Genomic DNA, 12,662 nt, shown 5'->3' with positions numbered 1-12,662 from the left:
CCTTAGCCCAGGGTGGACTTGACGACATCGGCGAGGCGGCCGGCGATCGAGCGGGCCTGCTCGATGTCGGCGGCCTCGACCATGACGCGGACCAGCGGCTCCGTGCCGGACGAACGCAGCAGCACCCGGCCCGTCGCACCCAGCTCACGCTCGGCGTCGGTGACGGCGGCGGCCAGTTCGGCGGACGTCGTGACGCGGGACTTGTCGACGTCGCGCACGTTGACCAGGACCTGCGGCAGGCGCTCCATGACGGAGGCGAGGTCCTGGAGGGTGCGGCCGGTCTGGGCGACGCGGGCCGCGAGCAGCAGACCCGTGAGCGTGCCGTCGCCGGTCGTCGCGTGGTCGAGGATGATCACGTGCCCGGACTGCTCGCCGCCGAGCGCGTACCCGTGCTCCTTCATCGACTCCAGGACGTACCGGTCACCGACGGCGGTCGCCACGAACTCGATGCCCTCGCGCTCCATGGCCAGCTTGAAGCCGAGGTTCGACATGACGGTCGCGACAACGGTGTCCTGGCGCAGGGCGCCGTGCTCCCGCATCGACAGGGCGAGCACGGCGAGGATCTGGTCCCCGTCGATCTCGGCGCCCGTGTGGTCGACGGCCAGGCAGCGGTCGGCGTCACCGTCGTGCGCGATGCCGAGGTCGGCGCCGTGCTCGACGACGGCGGCCTTCAGCAGGTCGAGGTGGGTGGAGCCGCAGCCGTCGTTGATGTTCAGACCGTCCGGGTCGGCGCCGATCGTGACGATCTGGGCACCGGCCCGCGTGAACGCCTCGGGCGAGACCCGCGCCGCCGCGCCGTGCGCCTCGTCCAGGACGATCCGCAGGCCGTCGAGGCGGTTGGGCAGCACACCGATGAGGTGGGCGACGTACTGGTCGGCACCCGCGTCGTACGAGTTGACGCGGCCGACGCCGGCACCGGTCGGGCGGTCCCACGGCGCACCGGTGCGGTGCTGCTCGTAGACCTGCTCGATACGGTCCTCCAGCTCGTCGGCGAGCTTGTGGCCGCCGCGCGCGAAGAACTTGATGCCGTTGTCCGGCATCGCGTTGTGGCTGGCGGACAGCATCACGCCGAGGTCGGCGCCCAGCGCGCCGGTGAGATGCGCCACCGCGGGGGTGGGCAGCACGCCGACCCGCAGGACGTCGACGCCCGCGCTCGCCAGACCGGCGACGACCGCGGCCTCCAGGAACTCGCCCGAAGCCCGCGGGTCACGACCGACCACGGCCACCGGGCGGTGCCCCTCGAACGTCCCCGCCTCGCCGAGCACATGAGCCGCCGCCACGGAGAGTCCGAGCGCGAGCTCGGCCGTCAGATCCGCGTTGGCGACACCTCGTACGCCGTCCGTGCCGAACAGTCGTCCCACTGGTGTCCTCCGAACTTTCGCAATTCTCGAAGAAGCGTCGGAAATCATCCGAGCATGCAAACTTATGAGCACCTTGTGTCGTTATTATGAGCACCTTGTGCCGAAATACGCCCAGGGCCGCCATATACGAACGCCCCGGCGGCACACAGCGTGCCGCCGGGGCGAACGAAACGAACAAGCAGCAGCGATTTAGCGCTTGCTGTACTGCGGGGCCTTACGGGCCTTTTTGAGACCGGCCTTCTTGCGCTCGACCGCACGGTCGTCACGCTTGAGGTAACCGGCCTTCTTGAGGGCGCCGCGGTTGTTGTCGACGTCGGCCTCGTTCAGCGCACGGGCGACACCGAGACGGAGCGCACCGGCCTGACCGGAGACGCCGCCACCCGAGATGCGGGCGATGACGTCGTAGCGGTTGTCGAGCTCGAGCACCTTGAAGGGCTCGTTGACTTCCTGCTGGTGGACCTTGTTCGGGAAGTAGTCCTCGAGCGTACGCCCGTTGACCTTCCACTTGCCGGTGCCGGGCACGATGCGAACGCGCGCGATGGCGTTCTTGCGACGGCCCAGGCCGGCGGCCGGCTGCGGGTCGCCGAAGCGCGCCGCGTTCGACTCCGAGGTGTACTCGCCCTCGACGGGGACCTCGGACTCGGTGGTGTACTGCTCGACGTCGACAATCTCGGTCTCTTCGACCGGCTGCTCAACGGTGGTCTCGGCCACGATTCTCCTCAGATTCTTTTCTGTCTTTGGGGGTGTGGCCGGAACTACTGCGCGACCTGGGTGATCTCGAACGGCACCGGCTGCTGGGCAGCGTGGGGGTGCTGGTCGCCCGAGTAGACCTTCAGCTTCGAGAGCACCTGACGGCCCAGGGTGTTCTTGGGGATCATGCCCTTGATGGCCTTCTCGACGGCCTTCTCCGGGTTCTTGTCCAGCAGCTCGTCGTAACGAACGGAACGCAGACCGCCCGGGTAGCCGGAGTGGCGGTACGCCATCTTCTGGGTCTTCTTGTTGCCGGAAAGGTGCACCTTGTCCGCGTTGATGATGATGACGAAGTCACCAGCGTCGACGTGGGGGGCGTAGATCGGCTTGTGCTTTCCCCGCAGGATGTTCGCGGCGGTGGTCGCCAGACGACCCAGGACGACATCCTGGGCGTCGATGACGTACCACTGGCGAGTGATGTCGCCGGGCTTGGGGCTGTACGTACGCACTTAGCAGCCTTCTTCTTCTTCAGTGGATGGGTGCTGAAAGTGGCATCACTGAAGCGATCGTGCAGCTGGGGACGACAGTGCCGGGTTCAGCGCCCGTATGCCGCCCACTGGTAACTGCTCCAGGGAACCTGCGCATGGCCCCTCACGCGAGAGCGAGCAAGCCAATACACACAACGACTAGGCAGGATACCCGCGCTTCCCCGTACGGGTCAAAACGCGGACCTGGACACCGGCACCGCCGGATCCGCCGCACTGTGCGGCCCTAGCCGTCTACCAGAGTAACCGCACGTCGCCGCAGGCAGCGCCGCACTAGCGTGACCCCCGGCACACAGGAAGCGCACACACGGCACACACAAGATCGACCAGACCCTGCGCACCCCTTCCCCACCGCGCCCCGGCACCCCCTGCGCGTCGGTCTAAGATGCGCCCCATGAGCTTTGGGCAGGGGGGACCCCAGTGGGGTTCCGGGGGCAGTGGTGGTTCACAGGGACCGGACTGGGCGGCGCTCGCCGAAGCGTCCGAGGCACGCGCGCGGCGCCGTCGCTGGCTGATGATCGGCGGTGGCGCGCTCGCCACGGTCGCCGTCGGCTCGGCCGTCGCGTTCGCGATCGTCTCCGCCAACGGCAACAGCACGGCCTCGAACAAGCCCGCCGACCAGCTGCCGACGACCGCGGACATCCCGAGCGACACGGCCCCGGCGGACCCGACGTTCGCGGAGACCACGCCGCCGCCCCCGCTCGACCCCAAGGACTTCATCTCCAGCGCCAAGAAGGACAAGGCCCCGCTCGGCGCGGACACCCTCTTCCCCGGCACCAAGCTCACCGTCGGCGACCGCGTCTACAAGAAGGGCGCCACGGCCAGCACGAAGAGCTGCGCCTCGGTCACCCAGGGCGCGCTCGGCGGCGTCCTGACCGGCAACGACTGCACGCGCCTGATCCGCGCCACCTACGCGAAGGACGGCGTCGCGGTCACCGTGGGCGTCGCCGTCTTCGACACGGAGGCCCAGGCCACCAAGGCCAAGAACCAGTACACCAAGGGCACCGTGACCTCCCTGTCCGGCTCGGGCGTCCCCGCGTTCTGCCGTACGACGATCTGCCGCTCGACCACCAACTCGTACGGCCGCTACGCGTACTTCACGACCGCCGGGTTCACCAGCGGCGGCCGGGACGTCACCACCAAGGACCGCGCCGTCTTCACCACCGGTGACGACCTCGCCGAGTTCACGTTCCGACAGATCACCCGGCGCGGCGAGGCACAGGCCTCCGCGGCGGCAGAGGCACCCCAGTAGGGGTTCAGCAGCACCCCGGCTCCGAGAAGGGCGCTCCCGGCAGCGTCCGCTTGTTCCTGGCCTCCTTGCTGCGCGCCGCGAGCAACTCGTCGGCCGGGTAACCGACTTCCTCCAGCGTCAGACCGTGCGGCCGCACCACGTGCACCGCCGAGTCCCGCACACCGGCGGCCAGGACCTTCGCGGGCCAGTCCGGCGGCCGGTGCCCGTCACCGACGAACAGCATCGCGCCGACCAGCGAGCGCACCATGTTGTGGCAGAAGGCGTCGGCCCGGACGGTCGCTTCGAGGATCCCGTCGGGCGACCGCTCCCACCGCAGCTCCTGGAGCGTACGGATCGTCGTCGCGCCCTCGCGCCGCTTGCAGTACGCGGCGAAGTCGTGCTCCCCGAGCAGCTTCTCGGCGGCCGCGTTCATCGCGTCGAGGTCCAACTCCCAGTCGTGCCACAGCACATGACTGCGCAGCAGCGGATCGACACCACCGGGGTTGTCGGTCACCCGGTACACGTACCGACGCCACACGGCGGCGAAGCGCGCGTTGAACCCGGTCGGCGCCTGAGCCACCTTCCACACCCGCACATCGTGCGGCAGCCGCCCCGCGAGCCGGCGCAGGAGCTTGTCCTGGTGCTCGGCCCAGACGTCCTCGGGCAGATCGACATGCGCGACCTGCCCGCGCGCGTGCACCCCCGCGTCGGTCCGCCCCGCCACGGTCAGCTCGTACGTCTGCGCGGACCGGGTCACGGTCTTCAGCGCGTCCTCGATCTCGCCCTGCACGGTCCGCCGGCCGCTGGCCTGCTTCGCCCACCCGGAGAAGTCCTTGCCGTCGTACGACAGATCCAGCCGCACCCGCACGAACCCGGGCTCTACCTCGTCACTCACACACAGATCCTCTCAGGCGAAGGCAATACGAAAGCGGGCCCGCCCCGAAGGGCGGACCCGCTCACATCAAGGCTGAGCCTCAGGCGTCCTTGGACTCCTCAGCGGCCTCGACCGCTGCGGCGTCCTCGACGACCTCGGCGGCCGGAGCGGCAGCCTCGGTGTCCTTGGCGGCACGCTTGGTGGCGGCCTCGGCCTCACCGGTGGCCTGCTGCGCAACCGTCAGCGCCTCGACCAGCTCGATGACAGCCATGGGCGCGTTGTCGCCACGGCGGTTACCGATCTTGGTGATACGGGTGTAACCACCCGGACGGTTCTCGTAGCGCGGGGCGATCTCGGTGAAGAGCGTGTGGACGACGCTCTTGTCCGTGATGACCTGGAGCACCTGACGGCGGTTGTGAAGGTCGCCCTTCTTCGCCTTGGTGACCAGACGCTCCGCGTACGGGCGCAGACGACGGGCCTTGGCCTCGGTCGTCGTGATCTTGCCGTGCTCGAAGAGCGACTTCGCGAGGTTCGCGATGAGCAGCTTCTCGTGCGCAGCGCTGCCGCCCAGACGGGCACCCTTGGTGGGCTTCGGCATGGTGTATCTCCTAGGTGTCTGCCCCGGCCGTATCAGGTACCAGGGTCAGTATCCGAGCGGGCGGATGCCCGTCGGAGACCCGCGCCCCGTAAGGGGCGCGGGGAACTGCGCGACCAGCCGAAGCGGACCCGCAGCCGAAAATCCGGCGTCCTCGCGGAGCGCCTAGTACTGCTCGGTCTCGACGAAGCCCGCGTCCGCGTCGTCGTCGGCGCCGAAGGCGTCCGCGGCGGCGGTCGGGTCGAAGCCGGGAGGCGAGTCCTTCAGCGCGAGGCCCATACCGGCCAGCTTCGCCTTGACCTCGTCGATCGACTTCGCACCGAAGTTGCGGATGTCGAGCAGGTCCGCCTCGGAGCGGGCGACGAGCTCACCCACGGAGTGGATGCCCTCGCGCTTGAGGCAGTTGTACGACCGAACGGTGAGCTCGAGCTCCTCGATCGGCAGCGCCAGATCGGCGGCCAGGGCGGCGTCCGTGGGGGACGGGCCCATGTCGATGCCCTCGGCGTCGATGTTCAGCTCGCGGGCGAGACCGAACAGCTCGACCAGGGTCTTACCGGCCGACGCCATGGCGTCACGCGGACGCATGGCCTGCTTCGTCTCGACGTCGACGATCAGCTTGTCGAAGTCGGTGCGCTGCTCGACACGGGTCGCCTCGACCTTGTACGTGACCTTCAGGACCGGCGAGTAGATCGAGTCGACCGGGATGCGCCCGATCTCCTGACCGACCTGCTTGTTCTGGACGGCGGATACGTAGCCGCGACCGCGCTCGACGGTCAGCTCCATCTCCAGCTTGCCCTTGCCGTTGAGCGTGGCGAGGACGAGGTCGGGGTTGTGCACCTCGACACCGGCCGGAGGCGCGATGTCGGCGGCGGTGACCAGACCCGGGCCCTGCTTGCGCAGGTACATCACGACCGGCTCGTCGTGCTCCGAGGAGACGACCAGCTGCTTGATGTTCAGGATGAGGTCGGTGACGTCTTCCTTGACGCCTGGCACGGTGGTGAACTCGTGCAGGACACCGTCGATACGGATGGACGTGACCGCCGCACCCGGGATCGAGGAGAGAAGCGTCCGGCGCAGGGAGTTGCCGAGGGTGTAACCGAAGCCCGGCTCCAGCGGCTCGATCACGAACCGGGAGCGGAACTCGTCGACGACCTCTTCGGTCAACGAGGGACGCTGAGCGATCAGCATGAAGTGATTCCTTCAGTCAGGGGCACCCACTATTTGATGCCCTGATGCCACCGGGTGGTGTCCCGATGTTGATGCAGTACAAGGGTACGGGCGATACGGCCCTTAAGAGCCGTACCGCCCGAAAACCTCAGACCAAGCAGTCGTACGTCAGATCAGACGCGGCGACGCTTGGGCGGACGGCAGCCGTTGTGCGGGGTCGGCGTGACGTCCTGGATCGAACCGACCTCGAGGCCCGTGGCCTGGAGGGAGCGGATCGCGGTCTCGCGGCCGGAGCCCGGACCCTTGACGAAGACGTCAACCTTGCGCATGCCGTGCTCCTGGGCGCGACGCGCGGCCGACTCGGCGGCCATCTGCGCGGCGAACGGAGTGGACTTGCGCGAGCCCTTGAAGCCGACGTGGCCGGCGGAGGCCCAGGAGATCACGTTGCCGGTCGGGTCCGTGATGGACACGATCGTGTTGTTGAACGTGCTCTTGATGTGAGCGTGCCCGTGAGCGACGTTCTTCTTTTCCTTGCGGCGCACCTTCTTGGCAGCGCCCTGACGACCCTTGGGGGGCATCTATTACTCCTACGGGAGGTGGTCGGTCCTGCAGCGACAGCTGTCGATAGACCGCTGAGCGAGGACTACTTCTTGCCCGGCTTCTTCTTACCGGCGATGGCGCGACGCGGGCCCTTGCGGGTACGAGCGTTCGTGCTGGTGCGCTGACCGCGGACGGGCAGGCCACGACGGTGGCGAAGACCCTGGTAGCAGCCGATCTCGACCTTGCGGCGGATGTCGGCCTGGATCTCGCGACGGAGGTCACCCTCGGTCTGGATGTTCGCGTCCACGTACTCGCGGATCTTGATCAGGTCCTCTTCGGACAGATCACGAACGCGGATGTTGCGGTCCACACCGGTGGCGTCCAGCGTCTGCTGGGACAGCGTGCGGCCAATGCCGAACACGTAGGTGAGGGCAACCTCTACGCGCTTGTCGCGCGGGAGGTCAACGCCTTCAAGGCGTGCCATTCAAGGCTCCTGTTGATACTCGGAGGTCTTCAGCAGAACCGTTCCCAGGTGCCGTACGAGGTACATCCTGGGTCCCCGGCCTCCGACCGGGGGTGTCGCCCTCCATTACCAATGGATCTGAAGAGGGACGGGTCCTGCATGTGTGCTTACTTGCGTCGCGCGAAAATCTGCGAACTGCAGTCGTGCGTCAGCCCTGGCGCTGCTTGTGGCGCGGGTTGTCGCAGATAACCATGACCCGGCCGTGACGGCGGATCACCCTGCACTTGTCGCAGATCTTCTTGACGCTCGGCTTGACCTTCATTGGGTGAGGTTCTCCGGGTCAGTGCCACCACCCCGCGCGAGGCAGGGTGCGGGCAAGATCTACTTGTACCGGTAGACGATCCGGCCACGCGTCAGGTCGTACGGAGACAGCTCCACCACGACCCGGTCGTCAGGGAGGATACGGATGTAGTGCATACGCATCTTGCCGCTGATGTGAGCCAGGACCTGGTGGCCGTTCTGGAGCTCCACCTTGAACATGGCGTTCGGGAGAGACTCGACGACAGTGCCTTCGATCTCGATGGCACCTTGCTTCTTGGCCACGCTTTGCCCTTCGAATCGACTACCTTGATCGACTCAGCACGTACATGCAGGCATGCGTGTGCACGAGAGCCGACGAGTCAGTCTACGTCAGGGCACCCGGAAAGACGAATCGGGGAAGTTTGCCCCACACTGAAGATCATTATGCAAGGGGGTCCGGGGCGGCGGTGACACCGAGCTCGGCCAGCTTCGCCTTGCCGCCGTCCGGCGCCGTGAGGACCAGCGGGCCCTGTTCGGTCAGCGCGATGGAGTGCTCCCAGTGCGAGGACCAGGTGCCGTCCGTCGTGATGACCGTCCAGTCGTCCTCGAGGACCTCGGTGCGCGGGGTGCCGAGGGAGACCATCGGTTCGATCGCGAGGCAGAAGCCGGGGACGAGCTTCGGTCCCTTGCCGCGGCGGCGCTCGACGTAGTTCAGCAGGTGCGGGTCCATGTGCATCTCGGTGCCGATGCCGTGGCCGCCGTAGTCCTCGACGATGCCGTACTTGCCGCCGCCCGGCTTGGGCTGGCGGCGGATGTAGGACTCGATGGCGCGCGAGATGTCGACGAGCCGGTTGCCGTTCTTCATCGCGGCGATGCCGGCCCACATCGACTCCTCGGTCACCCGGGAGAGCTCGACCAGCTCCGGAGCGTGACCGGTGCCCACGAACGCGGTGTACGCGGCGTCGCCGTGCCAGCCGTCGATGATCGCGCCGCAGTCGATGGAGATGATGTCGCCGTCCTTGAGGACGGTCTTGTCGTCCGGGATGCCGTGGACGACGACCTCGTTGACCGAGGTGCAGATGGTCGCGGGGAATCCCCCGTAGCCGAGGAAGTTCGACTTGGCCCCGTGCTCGTCGAGCACCTTGCGCGCGACCTCGTCCAGGTCCCGGGTGGTGGCACCGGGCACCGCGGCCTCGCGCGTCGCCGCGTGGATCGCGGCGACGACCAGCCCCGCCTCACGCATCTTGGCGATCTGCTCGGGGGTCTTGATCTGCACCATGGGGGCCTGCGCTCTCCGTCTTCCGCACTACGGGTTTTTTACCTACACAACACTACGGCCGCGGCACCCTGTACGGGCACCGCGGCCGGAGCAGCGTAACAACGACTTACTTGTCGCGCTTGAGGGCGTCCATGGCCCGCGCGGTCACCTCGTCGACCTTGCCGAGCGCCGAGATCGTCCGCACCAGGCCCTGGGCCCGGTAGTAGTCGATGATCGGCTCGGTCTGCGTGTGGTAGACCTCGAGCCGCTTGCGGACGGTGTCCTCACTGTCGTCCTCGCGCTGGTACAGCTCGCCGCCGCAGACGTCACAGACGCCTTCCTGCTTCGGCTGCTTGTACGAAACGTGGAAGACGTGCGCGGAGTCCTTGCGGCAGATGCGGCGGCCGGCGATGCGCTTGACCACCTCGTCCTCGGGGACCTCGAGGTCCAGGACCGCGTCCAGCTTCACTTCGTCCGCCTTGAGGGCGACGTCGAGCGCCTCGGCCTGCGAGACGTTGCGAGGGAAGCCGTCGAGCAGGAAGCCGTTCACGGCGTCCGGCTGCTCCATGCGGTCCTTGGCCATCCCGATGGTGACCTCGTCCGGAACCAGGTTGCCGGCGTCCATGAACGCCTTTGCCTGCTTGCCCAGCTCCGTGCCCTGGCTGATGTTGGCACGGAAGAGGTCGCCCGTGGAGATGTGCGGAATCGACAGGTTCTTGGCAAGGAACGCGGCCTGCGTTCCCTTGCCCGCACCGGGCGGCCCGACGAGGACGATACGCATCAGCGGAGGAACCCTTCGTAATTGCGCTGCTGAAGCTGGCTCTCGATCTGCTTCACCGTCTCCAGACCGACACCCACGATGATGAGGATGCTTGTCCCACCGAACGGGAAGTTCTGGCTTGCCCCGAAGCCAACCAACGCCATCGTTGGTACGAGAGCGATCAGACCCAGATACAGCGAACCCGGCCAGGTGATCCGGTTGAGCACGTAACTGAGGTACTCAGCGGTCGGCCGGCCAGCCCGGATGCCCGGGATGAAGCCACCATACTTCTTCATGTTGTCCGCGACTTCCTCGGGGTTGAACGAGATCGCCACGTAGAAGAACGCGAAGAAAACGATCAGCAGGAAGTACGAAACGATGTAATAGGGGTGATTTCCCTTGGTCAGATGGTCGTTGATCCAGGTCTTCCACCCGGAATTGCCTCCCGCGAACTGCGCGACGAGGGCCGGGATGTAGAGCAGCGACGAAGCGAAGATGACAGGGATCACACCCGCCTGATTGACCTTCAGCGGGATGTAGGTGGACGTACCGCCGTAAGAACGGCGACCGATCATGCGCTTCGCATACTGGACAGGGATGCGGCGCTGCGCCTGCTCGACGAAGACCACCAGGCCGACCATGACGAGGCCCACCAGGATCACGGCGCCGAACTCGATCCAGCCGCCGGCGAGGTCACCGGTCGTCTTGATGGTCCACAGGGCGCTCGGGAAGGTGGCGGCGATCGAGATGAACATCAGGATCGACATGCCGTTGCCGATGCCGCGGTCGGTGATGAGCTCACCGAGCCACATGACGATGGCGGTACCGGCGGTCATCGTGATGACCATCGTGATCGTCACGAAGATCGACTGGTCCGGGACGATCTGGTTCGCGACGGGGCAGCCCTGGAAGAGGGCGCCACTGCGAGCGGTCGCGACGAGGCCGGTGCCCTGGAGGATGGCGAGCGCCACGGTCAGGTATCGCGTGTACTGCGTGATCTTCGCCGTACCCGCCTGACCCTCCTTCTTCAGGGCCTCGAGCCGCGGGATCACGACGGTGAGCAGCTGCAGGATGATGCTCGCGGTGATGTACGGCATGATGCCGAGCGCGAAGATCGTGATCTGCAGGAGCGCGCCACCACTGAACATGTTGACGAGACCGAACAGCCCCTGCGTGCCTTTGTTCGCGTCCACGCATGTCTGGACGTTCGAGTAGCTGACTCCCGGGATCGGTACGTGTGTACCGATGCGGTAGATCACGATGATGCCGAGCGTGAACAGCAGCTTCTTGCGCAGGTCGGGCGTCTTGAACGCCCGGGCGAACGCGGTGAGCACGGTGCCTCCTGCGACCCCCGCGCACGTGCGTCAGAGGTGACGGTCTTGAGGTTCGATGAATGAAGGAATGCGTAACAGTCAAGCACCGGGTGAAGATCCGTCAGACACGTCGCCTTCAGGACACACCGCCCGGCCCGAGGCATCAGCCCCAGACAGATACAGCACAGTGCAGGCCACCATACCGGCGACCATGCCCCCCTTGGAACGACCAACCGGGGATGCCCCAAATGTGGGGCATCCCCGGTTGGGAATCGCTCATGTCATAGAGACGCCTGAAAAGGTCAGACGAGCTCGGTGACGGTACCGCCGGCGGCGGTGATCTTCTCCTTGGCGGAGTTGGAGACGGCGTCAACCGTCACCTGCAGCGCCACGGTGAGCTCACCCTGGCCGAGCACCTTGACGAGGCTGTTCTTGCGAACGGCACCCTTGGCGACGAGACCCTCAACGGTGACCTCGCCACCTTCCGGGTACAGCGCGCTCAGCTTGTCGAGGTTCACGACCTGGAACTCGGTCTTGAACGGGTTCTTGAAGCCCTTGAGCTTCGGGAGACGCATGTGGAGGGGCATCTGGCCACCCTCGAAGCGCTCCGGAACCTGGTAACGGGCCTTCGTGCCCTTGGTACCACGACCGGCCGTCTTACCCTTCGACGCCTCACCGCGACCCACACGGGTCTTCGCGGTCTTGGCGCCCGGGGCGGGACGGAGGTTGTGGATCTTGAGCGGGTTGTTCTCCGCCATGATCAGTCGACCTCCTCGACCGTCACGAGGTGCCGCACGGTGTTAGCCATGCCGCGGAACTCGGGACGATCCTCCTTGACGACCACGTCGTTCAGGCGCTTGAGCCCGAGCGAACGCAGGGTGTCGCGGTGGTTCTGCTTGCTACCGATGTACGACTTCGTCTGCGTGATCTTGAGGCGAGCCATTACGCACCCGCTCCCGCACGCGCACGAAGCAGAGCCGCGGGGGCGACGTCCTCGAGGGGCAGACCACGGCGAGCCGCGATCTCCTCGGGACGCTGCAGGCCCTTGAGGGCCTCCACGGTCGCGTGCACGATGTTGATCGCGTTCGACGAGCCGAGCGACTTCGACAGGATGTCGTGAACGCCGGCGCACTCGAGCACGGCACGCACCGGGCCACCGGCGATAACGCCGGTACCGGGAGCAGCCGGCTTGAGCAGGACGACGCCCGCAGCCTTCTCGCCCGTGATCGGGTGCGGGATGGTGCCCTGGATACGGGGGACCTTGAAGAAGTGCTTCTTGGCCTCCTCAACACCCTTGGCGATGGCGGCCGGCACCTCCTTGGCCTTGCCGTAACCGACGCCTACCGTGCCATCGCCATCGCCCACCACGACGAGCGCAGTGAAGCTGAAGCGACGGCCACCCTTGACAACCTTGGCGACACGGTTGATCGCGACAACGCGCTCAACGTATGCGGTCTTCTCGGCGGCAGCAGCGCCACCGTCGCGACCCTTCCGGTCCCGCCGCTCGCCGCCACCGGCACCGCTTCCGCGGCGCTGGGGTCCAGCCATTGGAATTACCTCTCTTC

17 protein-coding genes are annotated in these 12,662 nt (G+C 66.7%); 1 reads left to right on the top strand and 16 read right to left on the bottom strand.

What is annotated here, in order from left to right; genetic code table 11:
* Window positions 1–2 precede the first annotated feature (2 nt).
* The 3 genes from glmM to rplM all read right to left on the bottom strand — a co-directional run bounded on the left by glmM (window position 3) and on the right by rplM (window position 2,560).
* Window positions 3–1,361 carry a phosphoglucosamine mutase gene (glmM, locus tag LGI35_RS26575; RefSeq protein WP_227296787.1) on the bottom strand — a complete coding sequence of 453 codons (1,359 nt, stop codon included), beginning with the start codon at window positions 1,359–1,361 and terminating at the stop codon, window positions 3–5.
* 189 nt (window positions 1,362–1,550) lie between these two features.
* On the bottom strand, window positions 1,551–2,072 hold the full coding sequence (rpsI, locus tag LGI35_RS26570; RefSeq protein ID WP_100594864.1) for a 30S ribosomal protein S9: 522 nt from the start codon (window positions 2,070–2,072) through the stop codon (window positions 1,551–1,553).
* Window positions 2,073–2,116: 44 nt separating this feature from the next.
* Window positions 2,117–2,560 (bottom strand): 50S ribosomal protein L13, encoded by a 444-nt coding sequence (gene rplM, locus LGI35_RS26565; protein WP_100594865.1) that lies wholly within the window; start codon window positions 2,558–2,560, stop codon window positions 2,117–2,119.
* Between the two features lie 430 nt (window positions 2,561–2,990).
* On the opposite strand from rplM, the gene LGI35_RS26560 reads away from it, so the two are divergent.
* Entirely contained in the window at window positions 2,991–3,848 is an 858-nt protein-coding gene (locus tag LGI35_RS26560) for a hypothetical protein (RefSeq protein ID WP_227296786.1), read from the top strand.
* Window positions 3,849–3,852: 4 nt separating this feature from the next.
* Here the strand turns inward: LGI35_RS26560 and truA are convergent, their stop codons facing one another.
* The 13 genes from truA to rpsE all read right to left on the bottom strand — a co-directional run bounded on the left by truA (window position 3,853) and on the right by rpsE (window position 12,645).
* Window positions 3,853–4,722 carry a tRNA pseudouridine(38-40) synthase TruA gene (truA, locus tag LGI35_RS26555; RefSeq protein ID WP_116511034.1) on the bottom strand — a complete coding sequence of 290 codons (870 nt, stop codon included), beginning with the start codon at window positions 4,720–4,722 and terminating at the stop codon, window positions 3,853–3,855.
* Window positions 4,723–4,801: 79 nt separating this feature from the next.
* Window positions 4,802–5,299: a 50S ribosomal protein L17 gene (gene rplQ, locus LGI35_RS26550; RefSeq protein WP_116511036.1), complete on the bottom strand. Its 498-nt coding sequence runs from the start codon at window positions 5,297–5,299 to the stop codon at window positions 4,802–4,804.
* 162 nt (window positions 5,300–5,461) lie between these two features.
* Window positions 5,462–6,484 carry a DNA-directed RNA polymerase subunit alpha gene (locus tag LGI35_RS26545; RefSeq protein ID WP_003966937.1) on the bottom strand — a complete coding sequence of 341 codons (1,023 nt, stop codon included), beginning with the start codon at window positions 6,482–6,484 and terminating at the stop codon, window positions 5,462–5,464.
* Between the two features lie 152 nt (window positions 6,485–6,636).
* Window positions 6,637–7,041, bottom strand: a complete 405-nt coding sequence (gene rpsK / locus LGI35_RS26540; RefSeq protein ID WP_003948617.1) for a 30S ribosomal protein S11 — start codon at window positions 7,039–7,041, stop codon at window positions 6,637–6,639.
* A gap of 65 nt (window positions 7,042–7,106) precedes the next feature.
* Window positions 7,107–7,487 carry a 30S ribosomal protein S13 gene (gene rpsM / locus LGI35_RS26535; RefSeq protein WP_100594870.1) on the bottom strand — a complete coding sequence of 127 codons (381 nt, stop codon included), beginning with the start codon at window positions 7,485–7,487 and terminating at the stop codon, window positions 7,107–7,109.
* A 187-nt stretch (window positions 7,488–7,674) separates the two neighbouring features.
* A complete protein-coding gene (gene rpmJ / locus LGI35_RS26530) occupies window positions 7,675–7,788 on the bottom strand; it encodes a 50S ribosomal protein L36 (protein WP_003974245.1) in 114 nt (37 codons plus the stop codon).
* 59 nt (window positions 7,789–7,847) lie between these two features.
* Window positions 7,848–8,069 carry a translation initiation factor IF-1 gene (gene infA / locus LGI35_RS26525; protein ID WP_003948620.1) on the bottom strand — a complete coding sequence of 74 codons (222 nt, stop codon included), beginning with the start codon at window positions 8,067–8,069 and terminating at the stop codon, window positions 7,848–7,850.
* Between the two features lie 139 nt (window positions 8,070–8,208).
* Window positions 8,209–9,045, bottom strand: coding sequence for a type I methionyl aminopeptidase (gene map, locus LGI35_RS26520; protein WP_116511040.1), 837 nt, complete (start codon window positions 9,043–9,045; stop codon window positions 8,209–8,211).
* A 106-nt stretch (window positions 9,046–9,151) separates the two neighbouring features.
* Window positions 9,152–9,805 carry an adenylate kinase gene (locus LGI35_RS26515; protein ID WP_116511042.1) on the bottom strand — a complete coding sequence of 218 codons (654 nt, stop codon included), beginning with the start codon at window positions 9,803–9,805 and terminating at the stop codon, window positions 9,152–9,154.
* Window positions 9,805–11,118 (bottom strand): preprotein translocase subunit SecY, encoded by a 1,314-nt coding sequence (gene secY, locus LGI35_RS26510; protein WP_116511045.1) that lies wholly within the window; start codon window positions 11,116–11,118, stop codon window positions 9,805–9,807. The genes LGI35_RS26515 and secY overlap by 1 nt, the downstream gene beginning before the upstream one ends.
* A gap of 281 nt (window positions 11,119–11,399) precedes the next feature.
* Window positions 11,400–11,855, bottom strand: a complete 456-nt coding sequence (gene rplO, locus LGI35_RS26505) for a 50S ribosomal protein L15 (protein WP_100594874.1) — start codon at window positions 11,853–11,855, stop codon at window positions 11,400–11,402.
* A gap of 2 nt (window positions 11,856–11,857) precedes the next feature.
* A complete protein-coding gene (rpmD, locus tag LGI35_RS26500) occupies window positions 11,858–12,040 on the bottom strand; it encodes a 50S ribosomal protein L30 (RefSeq protein ID WP_041985698.1) in 183 nt (60 codons plus the stop codon).
* Entirely contained in the window at window positions 12,040–12,645 is a 606-nt protein-coding gene (rpsE, locus tag LGI35_RS26495) for a 30S ribosomal protein S5 (protein WP_116511048.1), read from the bottom strand. The genes rpmD and rpsE overlap by 1 nt, the downstream gene beginning before the upstream one ends.
* Window positions 12,646–12,662: the final 17 nt, after the last annotated feature.

Origin of the sequence: Streptomyces longhuiensis (genome assembly GCF_020616555.1) — a bacterium.
GTDB lineage: Bacteria > Actinomycetota > Actinomycetes > Streptomycetales > Streptomycetaceae > Streptomyces > Streptomyces longhuiensis.
Note: the sequence above shows the minus strand (reverse complement) of the source record. Positions and strands in the feature narration are given on the sequence as shown.

Excerpts from the sequence above, each read along its gene's own strand:
- rpsE (WP_116511048.1), bottom strand. The coding sequence starts at position 12,645 with ATGGCTGGACCCCAGCGCCGCGGAAGCGGTGCCGGTGGCGGCGAGCGG.
- rpsM (WP_100594870.1), bottom strand. The coding sequence starts at position 7,487 with ATGGCACGCCTTGAAGGCGTTGACCTCCCGCGCGACAAGCGCGTAGAG.
- rpmD (WP_041985698.1), bottom strand. The coding sequence starts at position 12,040 with ATGGCTCGCCTCAAGATCACGCAGACGAAGTCGTACATCGGTAGCAAG.
- rpmJ (WP_003974245.1), bottom strand. The coding sequence starts at position 7,788 with ATGAAGGTCAAGCCGAGCGTCAAGAAGATCTGCGACAAGTGCAGGGTG.
- LGI35_RS26560 (WP_227296786.1), top strand. The coding sequence starts at position 2,991 with ATGAGCTTTGGGCAGGGGGGACCCCAGTGGGGTTCCGGGGGCAGTGGT.
- LGI35_RS26545 (WP_003966937.1), bottom strand. The coding sequence starts at position 6,484 with ATGCTGATCGCTCAGCGTCCCTCGTTGACCGAAGAGGTCGTCGACGAG.
- rplO (WP_100594874.1), bottom strand. The coding sequence starts at position 11,855 with ATGGCGGAGAACAACCCGCTCAAGATCCACAACCTCCGTCCCGCCCCG.
- rpsK (WP_003948617.1), bottom strand. The coding sequence starts at position 7,041 with ATGCCCCCCAAGGGTCGTCAGGGCGCTGCCAAGAAGGTGCGCCGCAAG.
- rplQ (WP_116511036.1), bottom strand. The coding sequence starts at position 5,299 with ATGCCGAAGCCCACCAAGGGTGCCCGTCTGGGCGGCAGCGCTGCGCAC.
- map (WP_116511040.1), bottom strand. The coding sequence starts at position 9,045 with ATGGTGCAGATCAAGACCCCCGAGCAGATCGCCAAGATGCGTGAGGCG.
- LGI35_RS26515 (WP_116511042.1), bottom strand. The coding sequence starts at position 9,805 with ATGCGTATCGTCCTCGTCGGGCCGCCCGGTGCGGGCAAGGGAACGCAG.